This is a genomic window from Lutibacter sp., from assembly GCF_046055765.1.
GTDB lineage: Bacteria > Bacteroidota > Bacteroidia > Flavobacteriales > Flavobacteriaceae > Lutibacter.
On the sequence record NZ_JASFZF010000113.1, the window covers coordinates 26,322 to 38,834 of the forward strand.

The following is a 12,513-nucleotide window of genomic DNA, read 5'->3' on the forward strand; positions in this document are numbered from 1 at the left end:
TCAACAAAATTTACTCCAAAAAATAAAACAATGGCTATTATAAAACCCTTCAAAGGACTTCGACCTCCAAAAGAAATTGTAGAAGAAGTTGCATGTTTACCGTATGATGTAATGAATTCTGAAGAAGCTACTGAAATGGCAAAAGGAAAAGATGCTTCTTTATTACGAATTACACGTGCAGAAATTGAATTTAAAAAAGGAACGGATTCTCATTCAGAAGAAGTTTACCTTCATGCAAAATCAAATTTTGAAGCATTTCAATCTAAAAAATATTTAATTCAAGACACAGAGGATAACTATTATATTTATGCTCAAACAATGAATGGTAAAACTCAGTATGGTATTGTTGGCGCAGCTTCATGCCAAGATTATATGGATGGAATTATCAAAAAACACGAATTAACTCGCCCAGATAAAGAAGAAGACCGTAAAATACTTTCTAGAATTTTAAAAGCAAATATTGAACCTGTATTTTTTACTTATAGAGCAGTTCCAGAAATAGATGCCATTGTTTCAGATATTGTAACAAACAATAAAGCAGAATATGATTTTACTGCTGAAGATGGTTTTGGACATCATTTTTGGGTGATTGAAAACACTAAAATTAATAAAAGACTAGAACAACTTTTTAAAGAAAAAGTACCTTTTACTTATGTTGCCGATGGCCATCATAGAACAGCTGCTGCGGCGGGTATGAGTGAAGAATTTCGTAAAAAAAATCCAAATCATACAGGAAATGAGCCTTATAACTATTTTATGGCGGTACATTTTCCAGATAATCAATTACAAATAATTGATTATAACCGAGTTGTAAAAGATTTAAATGGTTTGAGTGCGGACGAATTTTTATCGAAAATAGATGAAAATTTTATTATAAAACAAATTAGTGAAACAATACTAAAACCAGAAAAGTTACATGATTTCTCTATGTATTTAAATGGCAAATGGTATGGGTTAACTGCAAAAAATAGTACTTTTAATGATGATAACCCAATTGATAGTTTAGATGTTAGTGTTTTGTCAAAATATGTGTTAGAACCTATCTTAAATATAAAAGATTTAAGAACAGATACTAGAATTGAGTTTGTTGGAGGAATTAGAGGGTTAGGTGAATTAAGCAAACGTGTAGATAATGGTGAAATGGCAGTTGCTTTTGCATTATTTCCAGTAAGTATGAATCAACTTATGAATATTGCAGACACTAATAATATTATGCCACCAAAAGTAACATGGTTTGAACCTAAACTACGTTCAGGCTTAGTAATTAATAAATTAGATTAATTTTAGTGAGTATAAAAGATAATTTACATACTATAAAAAATAGTTTACCAAATCATGTAGAGTTGATTGCGGTTTCTAAAACCAAGCCTAACTCAGCCATTTTAGAAGCTTATAATGCCGGACAAAGAGCTTTTGGAGAAAATAAAATTCAGGAAATGGCTGAAAAGCATGAGTTTTTACCAAAAGATATTGAATGGCATATGATTGGTCATTTACAAAGTAATAAAATAAAGTACATGGCTTCTTTTGTCCATTTAATTCATGGTGTAGATAGTCTCAAAAAGCTACAAGAAATTAATAAACAAGCTTTCAAACACCATAGAACAATAAATTGTTTATTACAACTTAAAATTGCCAGTGAAACTACTAAATTTGGAATGTCTATTCCTGAAATAGAAACATTATTAAATTCAGAAGAATTGAAAAATTTAAAAAATATTCAAATTACTGGATTTATGGGAATGGCTAGTTTTACCGATAATATAAACATTATTAGAACTGAATTTAAATCACTGAAAACGGCTTCTAATTTGCTTAAAAAATATATAGCTTTTAATTTTAACCCTAAAACTTTCTCAATGGGAATGAGTGGTGATTACCAAATAGCAATTGAAGAAGGAAGTACTATGGTAAGAGTTGGAAGTGCAATTTTTGGAATTAGAAACTACACCTAATTTGTACGCAATTTTAGACATAGAAACTACAGGTGGAAAATTTAATGAAGAAGGTATCACTGAAATTGCTATTTATAAGTTTGATGGACATCAAATAGTTGACCAATTTATAAGTTTAGTTAACCCCGAAAGAGAAATACAACCTTTTGTTGTTAACTTAACTGGCATCAACAGTAGTATGCTTAAAAATGCTCCTAAATTTTATGAAGTTGCAAAGCGTATTGTTGAAATAACAACCGATTGTGTGTTAGTTGCTCACAATGCAAATTTTGATAATCGAATTTTAACTACTGAATTTAGACGTTTAGGCTTTGATTTTGAGCGTAAAACTCTATGCACGGTTGAATTAAGTAAACAATTAATTCCAGGGCTTAATTCGTATAAATTAGGTAAACTATGTAGATCTTTAGGGATTCCTGTTTCTAGCAGGCATAGAGCCGATGGAGATGCCATTGCAACAGTACAATTATTTAAATTATTATTAAATAAAGATATTCATAAAGGAATTGTAAAACAATCTATTAAAACTGAATCTACTAGAAAACTTACTCCTAAACTACTTGGTTTTTTAGATGAACTACCCTCAAATAGTGGTTTATTTTATATTCATAATAGTGAAAGAACCATACTTTATATTGGTAAAGGAAAAAATATAAAAAAAACTGCCAATCAATTATTTTTAAAAACTTCAAAAAAAGCAATTTTCATTCAAAAAAACGTAGTTTCCGTTTCTTATGAAGAAACAGGAAATGATTTAATTACACAATTAAAATTTGCGGAAGAAATTAAAACTAATAAACCTCCATTTAATTTTTTAACAAAACCAAAAGTTTCAGCTATTAGTTTTAGTAACGAAAACTTATTAATAATAGATAAAGGAAGATTTATTGGTGAAAAATCGGTTATTTTAATTGAAAATAATGAATTTAAAGGGTTTTGTTATACAGATTTAAGCTATCAAATAACTAATTTAGACGTATTAAAAACTTTAATTACCCCAATGGAAAATTCTATTTACAATAGAAATATTATCAAAAAATATCTTCAAAAAAATAATGTTGAAAAATTGATACGGTTTTAAAAAATGAAAAAAATTGCTATACTAATCACCTGTTTTTTAACCATTCACATTAATTCTCAAGAACAAATTGATTATAAGTTTGGAGAGCCTACAATTCAGGAATTAAATTTAAAAGTATACCCTTTAGATTCAACTGCAAATGCAGTTGTACTTTATGAGTCTGGTAATACCATATTTAAAGTCCGAAATAGAAGTGATGTTTACATAAGTACAAAATTTTATAAAAAAATTAAACTATTTTCAAAAGAAGGTTTTAAACACGCAACTTTTGAAATAGTACTCTACAATGGTAAAAATTATAAAGAAAAAGTTATAGGTATTAAAGCAGTAACACATAATAATACTAATAAAACATACTTAAATAAAACTCAAATTTTCGAAAATAAAATAAGTGAAAATTATAAAAATGTACGTTTTACCATGCCAAATTTAAAAGCAGGAAGTATTATTGAGGTAGAATATACACTTGAAAATCCTGTTAACTACAACTTAAGAAGTTGGAATTTTCAATCTAAAATACCAAAAAAACAGAGTATATATCAAGCTTCTATCCCATTTAACTTTGTATATAATAGAATGCTAAATGGATACTTAAAATTAAATGTAAACTCATCTGTTACTAAAGAAAAATGTTTTGAGGTTCCAGAATTATTTAGTACTGCAAGCTGTGAAGTTATAACGTATGCAATGCAAAATATACCCGCATTTGTTGAAGAAGAATATATGACAGATAAGGATAATTTTATTTCAAAAATTGAATTTCAATTATCAAAAATCAAACGTTTCGATGATTTTATAAGACAATACACTACAACATGGAAAGATGTTGATGCTCGATTTAAAAAAAATGAAAATTTCGGAAAACAATTAAAAAAAATAGCTTTTTTCAAAGATAAGCTTCCTTTAAATTTAAGTTTAATAACTTCAGATTTAGGAAAAGCAAAAATCATTTACAAATTTATTCAAAACCATTATACCTGGGATAAAATTGATGACCTACAAAATTCTGTTGATCTTAAGAAAGCATATAAAAGTAAAATAGGTAATGTTCAAGAAATTAATATCTCATTAATAAATGCTCTTAAAACAGCTGGTTTAAATGCGGAATTAATGTTAATATCTACACGAGATAACGGAGCAATAACAAAAGTTTATCCTATAATGACTGAATTTAATTACGTTGTTGCTAAAGTAAATATCGAGGGAACTTCATATCTCTTAGATGCTACTGATAAACTAGTCCCATTTGGTGTACTCCCATTTAAATGCTTGAATAGCTATGGTAGAGTTTTGGATTTTAAAAATGGAAGTTATTGGTATGATATAATACCAATAAAAAACTCTAAAACTCAACTTTATGTAAGCCTAAAACTGAATGAAGATGGAAGTATTCATGGAAAATTAAGAAAAGTAAGTTTAGGATACAATGCGCTTTTAAGAAGAAAAGAAATTTTGAATAAAAACAATGATGATATTAAAAATGAGTTTGAAAATAATTTCAACAATCTAGAAGTAATAAATTATAAGATTGAGAATAAGTTTTTAATTGATAAACCAATAATAGAAACATTTGAAGTTGAAATTGAAATTTCTGATGTTATTGGTATTAGCTATCTAAATCCATTCTTTTCAGAACAATATAAAGAAAATCCTTTTAAACAAGAAAAAAGATTATATCCCGTAAACTTTGGATTTCCATTTAAAAATATTATTAATTATTCTTTAGAAGTTCCTCAAAATTATAGCATTGAATCTTTCCCTAAATCTAAAGCTTTTGCTCTTATTCAAAATGGAGGTTCTTTTACTCTTATTACAAAAAAACATGAAGATTCAAGAATAACACTAAACAGCTCTATTAAAATTGATAAACCTATGTATACAAATTATGAATATCAATCACTCAAAGAGTTATTTAATTATATTATAAATACGCATAAAACACCCATATCTCTTAAAAAAAATTAATTAAGAAAAAGCACATAAATTATTATGAAAAATAATATTTTTCTCATTATCATTCTTATAACATACAATATGTATGCTCAAAATAACTCTGAATATACATTTGGAAAACTTACAGATAAAGATTTAGCTCTAAAAAAATATGAATTAGATACAACAGCTAAGGCAGTTGTGCTACTTGATTTAGGTACAACTACTTTTGTAAATGTAACTGATGAACTTGCTCAAAAAAAATACATTCGGGTAAATACAAAATATTACAAAAAAATAAAATTATTTAAAAAGGAAGCATTTAAATACGCAACAATTACTATTCCTCTTAGAAATCAATCAAAAATAAAAGATATTAGGGCAGTGACTCATAATAATTATGATAAAACTTATTTAAATGAAAAACTTATTTATGAAGAAAAAGTTAGTAACAACAGAAGAGAAATAAAGTTTACACTACCTAATTTAAAAGAAGGAAGTATTATTGAAGTTGAATTTACAGTTCAAACACCTATTAAATTTAATCTAGTAAGTTGGGTATTTCAGTCTAGTATCCCAACAAAATTTAGTCAATTTAAAGCATCTATTCCAGGTAATTTTGTTTTTAACAGAAAACTTTCAGGTTATTTAAAGCTAAAAACAAATACTTCAACTATTAAAAGAAATTGTTTTGTACTGAGCGAGTTTGAAAGAGCTTCAAGCTGTGAAGTTGTAACTTATGCTATGGAAAATATTCCTGCATTTATTGAAGAAAAATATATGACTAACAAAGCTAATTTCATTTCAAAAGTCAAATTTGAATTGGCTTATTTTCAAAAAATTAACGGTACAAAACAAAAATACACAACAACTTGGAAAGCGGTAGACAAAGAATTTAAAAATAATCCAAATATAGGTGGCCAAATAAAAAAATATAAATATTTTGAAAATAAAATACCTTCAAAAATTAAGTTGATTCCAAACAAATTAAATAAAGCAAAAGCTATTTATAATTTTATTCAAAATCACTTTAATTGGGATAAATATATTGGTATTAATAATGAAATTGATTGCAAAAAAGCATTTGAAACTAAAGTAGGAAATGTTGGAGAAATTAATATATCCTTAATAAATGCAATGAAAGCATTAGAACTTAATGCAGAATTAATGCTAATTTCAACGAGAGATAATGGTCTTCCAACAAAGTTATACCCCGTAATTTCAGATTTTAATTACTTTATTGTTAAGCTAACTATTGATAATAAAACTTATTTACTCGATGCAACTGATAAACTTGTTCCTTTCGGTTTATTACCTTTTAGATGTCTTAATGGCTATGGCAGAGTTCTAAATTTTAAAGATCCTAGCTATTGGCTAGACATCATACCAGAAAAAAACTCAAAAACTCAACTTAGTGCTAGTTTACAATTAAATGATGATGGAACTATAATAGGTAAACTTAGAAAAGCTAGTTTTGGATATGAAGCTATATTTAGAAGAAAACAACTACTAAACAAAAGTGAAGATGATATTATGTCTGAATTTGAATCTCAATTTAACACTTTAGAAGTGGTTAACTATAACGTAAATTCTAAAAATGAAATTAACAATCCTCTGATAGAAACTTTTGAAGTTTTAATAGAAAATGATGAAGATTTTACTACCTATTATTTAAACCCTTTCTTTTCAGAGAAAATAAAAAGTAACCCTTTTAAATTAGATAATCGACTATATCCTGTTGATTTTGGATTTCCAAGAAAATATATTGTTAATTTCTCACTTGATGTTTCTGAAAACTATGCTATAGCATCTATTCCAAAATCAAAAGCTTTAACTTTACTTAAAAATAGTGGGAGTTTTAAATTAATTACACAGCAAAATGGCACTAAAGTTATGCTCAATAGTACATTTAAAATAAACAAACCTATTTTCTATAACTCAGAATACGAAACACTTAAAATATTATATAATCAAGTTATAAAATCTCAGAAAGAGCCTATATCTCTAATAAAAAACTAATATTTAAAAATTCAAATAAAAGAATTATTTTAGTGAAATAAATCATCAAAATTTAATTTGAAGCAACAACCAAAAAATAACAACTGGAAAACAAAACTTCATGAAATAATTTATGAAGCTGATACTAAAGAAGGAAAATGGTTTGATATTATATTAATAATTACCATTCTAATAAGTATTGTTCTTGTAATGCTAGAAAGTGTAGAAAGTTTTGATATTAAATATCATAATTTTTTAAACATCTCTGAGTGGATTATTACCATTTTATTTACCATAGAATATATTGCACGTATTGTAACTATTAAAAAACCTTCAAGCTATATTTTTAGTTTTTATGGAATTATTGACTTTTTAGCAACAATACCAAAGTATTTATCAATCTTCTTTATTGGAACTCATGCATTAATTGCATTACGTGCTTTAAGGCTACTTAGAGTGTTTAGAATCTTAAAATTAGCTCGCTATTTAGGCGCTTCAAGAAATTTAATTTCGGCATTAAAAGCCAGTAGAATTAAAATATCTGTATTTTTATTTAGTGTAGTAGTGATTACAATTATTTTAGGAACTGTAATGTATTTAATTGAAGGATCTGAAAATGGTTTTACAAGCATACCGCACAGTATGTACTGGGCAATTGTAACATTAACTACTGTTGGCTACGGAGATTTAGCTCCGCATACACCTCTTGGACAATTTATAGCTAGCTTGGTAATGATTTTAGGTTATGGAATTATTGCAGTGCCTACCGGAATTATAACTTCTGAAATGACAAAACAAGACACTAAAGTACATACAAATACACAATCATGCCCAAGTTGTTCATTTGAAAAACATTTAGATAATGCCAAATTTTGTAATCAATGTGGTGAAAAATTAAACCATGAATAAGTATTTAATTACAGTTATTGGTGCTACAGCAATTGGAAAAACAGCTTTAAGTATAAAATTAGCACAGCATTTTAATACCGAAATAATTTCTAGTGATTCTCGTCAGTTTTACAAAGAAATGAACATTGGAACAGCCGTTCCTTCTTCGAGAGAATTAGCAGCAGTTTCACATCACTTTATTCAAAATAGAAGTGTTTTTGACAATTATAGTGTGGGACAATTTGAAAAAGATGCACTTTTAAAATTAAATGAACTATTTACTAAACATAATAGTGTTGTTATGGTTGGTGGAAGTGGTTTATATACAAATGCGGTTATTGATGGGTTAGATTATTTTCCTGTAATTAATCCTGAAATTAGAATTCAACTTAATGAACAAGTAAAGAATGAAGAACTTCAAACACTTCAAAATAAATTAAAGGAATTAGACTTAGAATCTTATAATACTATAGAAATTGAAAATCCACATCGGTTAATTAGAGCCTTAGAAATTTGTATTGGAACAGGAAAACCGTATTCATCCTTTAAAAATAAAAATAAAGAGAAGAGGAACTTTATTCCCATAAAAATTGGCTTAACAGCCGATAGAGAATTGATGTATAGCCGCATTAACAAAAGAGTTGATATGATGCTAGAAGAAGGGTTATTAGAAGAAGCTAAAAAATTATACCAACATAAAAATTTAAACGCATTACAAACTGTTGGTTACCGCGAACTCTTCAATTATTTTGATGGAAATTGCACCTTAGAATTTGCCATTGAAGAAATTAAAAAAAATACACGCCGATTTGCAAAACGACAAGCTACTTGGAATAAAAAAGACACCTCCATTCATTGGTTCAATTTTGAAACACCAACTTCAAAAATAATTAAACAACTTGAAGAAATTATAATTTGAAATCCATCAAAAAAAATAAACAATTAATTTTTGGCTATTTATTTGCACTAATAGCCACGGCTATTTGGTCTGGTAATTTTATTATTGCAAGAGATTTAAATAAGAGCATCCCTCCTATTAGCTTAGCATTTTGGAGGTGGACTGTTGCGGTAGTAATTTTATTTCCATTTGCTATTAGGCAATTAATTACTGATTGGAAAATTTTAAAATCCAATTTTAAATATATTTCTATCGTATCACTTTTAGGAGTAACCGTATTTAATACACTTATTTATTTAGCCGGACATACAACAACTGCAATTAACCTTTCATTAATCTCTATTACATTCCCTGTATTTATCGTGCTTTTTTCACGTATTTTCTATGATGAACTTATTACTTTAAACAAAACTATTGGGATACTATTGGTTTTATTTGGAGTAATTTTATTGATAACAAAAGGAAATATAGCTATACTCTTAAATCTTACTTTTGCAATTGGTGATATTTGGATGTTATTAGCAGCAATTATTTTTGCTATCTATAGTATTTTAATAAAGAAAAAGCCTAAAGAACTTGATATTTTAAGCTTTCAGCTAAGTACATTTATAGTAGGCCTTTTATTTCTATTTCCTTTCTTTATTTGGGAAACTTTAACTGTTCCTTCCATTGAATTTACTCCGAAAATTTTCATTTCAATAGGCTACGTTGGAATTTTTGCTTCATTAACTGCTTATATGCTTTGGAATAAAGCCATTATAAAAATTGGTCCAACAAATGCAGCAATAATATATTATACATTACCTTTATTCAGTGGTTTTTTAGCATATCTTTTTTTAAATGAGGTTATTGGAATGATACATTTAATTAGCTTAATTTTAATACTTATTGGTATTATTACAGCTACTTTAAAATCAATAAAAAACAAATCGTCAATTTAAAGAATTTATCATTTATTGAAAGTGATCCTATACAGATTCCTCATCATAACTGCAACTGATGTTGGACTTATAGCTAGTTTCTTTATACGTTATCCTTTAAATTCTATTATCTACTATACAAAATCCAACCAAAAACTGATGTTAAGGCCAGAACATATATCACTAGTACATAAATCCATTTCCCACTAAATTTTGGAGTAAGAATTGAGGATAGATTTAATGCAGATAGAACCATCAAGATTGTATATATTATTACTGAAAAAGTAGCATCTTGAAAGAATCTTTCGAATAAAAAGATAAAAGACAGAATGAGTACATTGTTATCAAGGGCAAGTCCCCTATATTTATTATCAACAAGTCCATAAATATTAAAATAACTCAACCTGATAGTACTAGTAGCTATAATTACAAAAGCTCCAGGTATGAACCAAATATTATAATTTCCGTAGCTCAAAAGTAGAATTGCGGGCAGAACACCAAAACTCACAATATCTATCATTGAGTCAAGTTGGCCTCCAAATATACCTTGTTCTTTTGTTCTATTTTTCATTTTTCTAGCTATAATTCCATCATACCAATCAAATAACACCGCCCATAATACTGCAATAATTGAAGCTGGAAAATTTCCTTTTATGGCAAAATAGATTCCTATTACAGTACTCAACAAGCCTAAAAGAGAACAAATATTTGGTAAATCTTTGGCAAATGTAAGCATACCTGGCTGTTTTTTGTTGTTCATATTAGTCCTTTTTTATATACATTACATCTTTCAAAGCTTCAATAAGTTTGTTATTCTCCTCATTGGTACGACTAGCAATTCGAATATATCGAGTTGCATCGGGTTGTGTCTTTTCAGCGCTATCTTTTATATAAATATTATGCTTAATAAATAAATGCTTTGTTATTTCGGGACCGCTTAAAGCGTCATCGGGTAAACGACAAAAAATATAGTTTGCATCGGGTTTAAAAACAGTCATTTCTTTAATGTCACATAATTTTTTATAGAAAATATCTCTATCAGCTTTAACCTTTTCGCAGCTATCTTCAAATTCCTGTTTATACTTTGGTAATATTCGAAGAAATTCTTCAGCAAACCCATTAATATTCCAAATATGAATTTCGTTTCTAACCGCATCAGCAAATTCTAAGTTTGCAGTTAACATGTATCCAATTCTAAGTCCACATATTCCATAGGCTTTACTCATACTTTTAAGTATAGCCATGTTTGGATATTCAGCAATGTTCTGTTCTAGACTAATTTGCTCTTTATTTTCAGCAAAATCTAGAAATGATTCATCAATAATAAGCATACAATTGTGTTCATTTAGTTTTTGTGCCAAACGTATTAAATCGGATTTTGGTACTAATATTGAAGTAGGATTATTGGGTGTTACTACAACAGCCATATCTGCTCCAACTTTTATAGCCTCTGCTGCAAATTTATCTATATCAAGTTGGAAGGATGGAAATTCGAGTGAGAATTCCACAACATGCCCTTCTGGTGCAGCATTAACATATTCGTTAAATGAGGGAACAGGAACAATTATTTTCTTTGCTAAATGTCCTGAAAGTATTTTAATAATTTCAGCAGCACCATTTCCAACAATTATTCGTTCAGCTGGTTGCTTTATAATATCACCAACAAGTTCGGCAAGAGCATCTTGCGCCATAGGATAATTTAACACTAAATTATGAATATTATCTTTAAGATGTGCAAACACTTCTTTTGGAGGGAAATATAAATTATATAAGTAGGCATGGTCGGTAAAATTATGCCGATAATAACCTCCATGCTGTTTTGATAAGTATTCGTACTTCTCTGTTTGTGTATTATATTTATTTTGCATAGTATTTTATTTATCTTACATACTCTATGTATTAGCCTCTTTAAGCATTGATTTCTTATTAAATACTTTTGGAAAAAGTTTTTCTGCTTCGGCTAAATCATTAATAGTATCTATTTCATACCAGGATTTATGGTCGAACGAAACAGCTTCAAGAGATAGACTATTATCATCAATCATTTCAGAAAAAATGGTTTCATAATAACAGTTAACATTTCCATCTGCAATATATTGGTTAAGCCTTTTTATAATGGCCTGCCATGATGAAAGTGAAAAGCTGTAAATATTAACTGTTTTATAACGATTATCTGTATAAATTTCTGTTGTTCCTTCCTGAAATTGTGTAACTTGGCTTAGTTTATTTACCGAAACGGTAGTTCCATTAAGCCAAGGTTGCATTTTTGCAACTGCCATTCTATCTGGATAAACCATTTCATTAAGCAACGATGAGTTTAAAACCAAATCGCTTTCAAATAGAACAAAAGGCTCATTTATAATATTACGGGCTATCCAAAGTGAATAAATATTATTGGTGGTTAGGTAAAGTGGACTATTTATATATTCAATGGATAAATTTCCTGATTTATTCCCAATAAAATCCATAATGCATTCTTTTTCATAGCCTGTAACAATTACAAGCCGAGTAAATCCTTGTTTTTTTAAATTATTGACAAGTCTTTCAAGAATTGACTTTTCGTTTACAAGAGTAAGGCACTTGGGAAAACTTTTAGTTAAAGGAAATAAACGACTACCTGTTCCTGCTGCAAGAAGTAATGCAGTAGAAATACGATTATCACCATAATAATTTTCTGAATTTATATTCATACTTTATTTATTTGGTGTCATCAAAAAAAAGCGTAAACACTCGATAAAAAGCACTTAAGCGTACCAATTTTTAGTACTTTGATGCTTGGACTGATTACTGAAAACTCAACTATAGGTATGAAGTTTGCTAATGCCTTTGTAGATTATTTTA

11 protein-coding genes are annotated in these 12,513 nt (G+C 27.9%); 8 read left to right on the forward strand and 3 right to left on the reverse strand.

What is annotated here, in order from left to right; all coding sequences use genetic code 11:
* Window positions 1-30: 30 nt before the first annotated feature.
* Genes QM495_RS11020 through QM495_RS11055 form a run of 8 tightly spaced genes read left to right on the forward strand, consistent with a single transcriptional unit; the run spans window position 31 to window position 9,693 of the window.
* On the forward strand, window positions 31-1,281 hold the full coding sequence (locus QM495_RS11020) for a DUF1015 domain-containing protein (RefSeq protein ID WP_408672163.1): 1,251 nt from the start codon (window positions 31-33) through the stop codon (window positions 1,279-1,281).
* Window positions 1,282-1,286: 5 nt separating this feature from the next.
* Window positions 1,287-1,955 (forward strand): YggS family pyridoxal phosphate-dependent enzyme, encoded by a 669-nt coding sequence (locus QM495_RS11025; RefSeq protein ID WP_408672164.1) that lies wholly within the window; start codon window positions 1,287-1,289, stop codon window positions 1,953-1,955.
* 1 nt (window position 1,956) lies between these two features.
* Window positions 1,957-3,036: an exonuclease domain-containing protein gene (locus QM495_RS11030; protein WP_408672173.1), complete on the forward strand. Its 1,080-nt coding sequence runs from the start codon at window positions 1,957-1,959 to the stop codon at window positions 3,034-3,036.
* A 3-nt stretch (window positions 3,037-3,039) separates the two neighbouring features.
* Entirely contained in the window at window positions 3,040-5,001 is a 1,962-nt protein-coding gene (locus tag QM495_RS11035; RefSeq protein WP_408672165.1) for a hypothetical protein, read from the forward strand.
* A 24-nt stretch (window positions 5,002-5,025) separates the two neighbouring features.
* Window positions 5,026-6,987 carry a hypothetical protein gene (locus tag QM495_RS11040; protein ID WP_408672166.1) on the forward strand — a complete coding sequence of 654 codons (1,962 nt, stop codon included), beginning with the start codon at window positions 5,026-5,028 and terminating at the stop codon, window positions 6,985-6,987.
* A 57-nt stretch (window positions 6,988-7,044) separates the two neighbouring features.
* Window positions 7,045-7,875, forward strand: coding sequence for an ion transporter (locus tag QM495_RS11045; protein ID WP_408672167.1), 831 nt, complete (start codon window positions 7,045-7,047; stop codon window positions 7,873-7,875).
* Complete coding sequence (gene miaA / locus QM495_RS11050) at window positions 7,868-8,773, forward strand: tRNA (adenosine(37)-N6)-dimethylallyltransferase MiaA (RefSeq protein WP_408672168.1); 906 nt, start codon at window positions 7,868-7,870, stop codon at window positions 8,771-8,773. The genes QM495_RS11045 and miaA overlap by 8 nt, the downstream gene beginning before the upstream one ends.
* On the forward strand, window positions 8,770-9,693 hold the full coding sequence (locus tag QM495_RS11055; RefSeq protein ID WP_408672169.1) for a DMT family transporter: 924 nt from the start codon (window positions 8,770-8,772) through the stop codon (window positions 9,691-9,693). The genes miaA and QM495_RS11055 overlap by 4 nt, the downstream gene beginning before the upstream one ends.
* A gap of 106 nt (window positions 9,694-9,799) precedes the next feature.
* Here the strand turns inward: QM495_RS11055 and QM495_RS11060 are convergent, their stop codons facing one another.
* From QM495_RS11060 to QM495_RS11070, 3 genes are read right to left on the reverse strand one after another with little or no spacing between them, the layout of a single operon-like run.
* The gene (locus QM495_RS11060; protein WP_408672170.1) at window positions 9,800-10,432 is read right to left on the reverse strand and encodes a CDP-alcohol phosphatidyltransferase family protein; all 633 of its coding nucleotides are present in this window, start codon (window positions 10,430-10,432) and stop codon (window positions 9,800-9,802) included.
* A 1-nt stretch (window position 10,433) separates the two neighbouring features.
* Window positions 10,434-11,540 (reverse strand): pyridoxal phosphate-dependent aminotransferase, encoded by a 1,107-nt coding sequence (locus QM495_RS11065; RefSeq protein WP_408672171.1) that lies wholly within the window; start codon window positions 11,538-11,540, stop codon window positions 10,434-10,436.
* 24 nt (window positions 11,541-11,564) lie between these two features.
* Window positions 11,565-12,362 carry a phosphocholine cytidylyltransferase family protein gene (locus QM495_RS11070; protein ID WP_408672172.1) on the reverse strand — a complete coding sequence of 266 codons (798 nt, stop codon included), beginning with the start codon at window positions 12,360-12,362 and terminating at the stop codon, window positions 11,565-11,567.
* Window positions 12,363-12,513 lie beyond the last annotated feature (151 nt).

Excerpts from the sequence above, each read along its gene's own strand:
- QM495_RS11060 (WP_408672170.1), bottom strand. The coding sequence starts at position 10,432 with ATGAACAACAAAAAACAGCCAGGTATGCTTACATTTGCCAAAGATTTA.
- QM495_RS11070 (WP_408672172.1), bottom strand. The coding sequence starts at position 12,362 with ATGAATATAAATTCAGAAAATTATTATGGTGATAATCGTATTTCTACT.
- QM495_RS11020 (WP_408672163.1), top strand. The coding sequence starts at position 31 with ATGGCTATTATAAAACCCTTCAAAGGACTTCGACCTCCAAAAGAAATT.
- miaA (WP_408672168.1), top strand. The coding sequence starts at position 7,868 with ATGAATAAGTATTTAATTACAGTTATTGGTGCTACAGCAATTGGAAAA.
- QM495_RS11040 (WP_408672166.1), top strand. The coding sequence starts at position 5,026 with ATGAAAAATAATATTTTTCTCATTATCATTCTTATAACATACAATATG.
- QM495_RS11035 (WP_408672165.1), top strand. The coding sequence starts at position 3,040 with ATGAAAAAAATTGCTATACTAATCACCTGTTTTTTAACCATTCACATT.
- QM495_RS11065 (WP_408672171.1), bottom strand. The coding sequence starts at position 11,540 with ATGCAAAATAAATATAATACACAAACAGAGAAGTACGAATACTTATCA.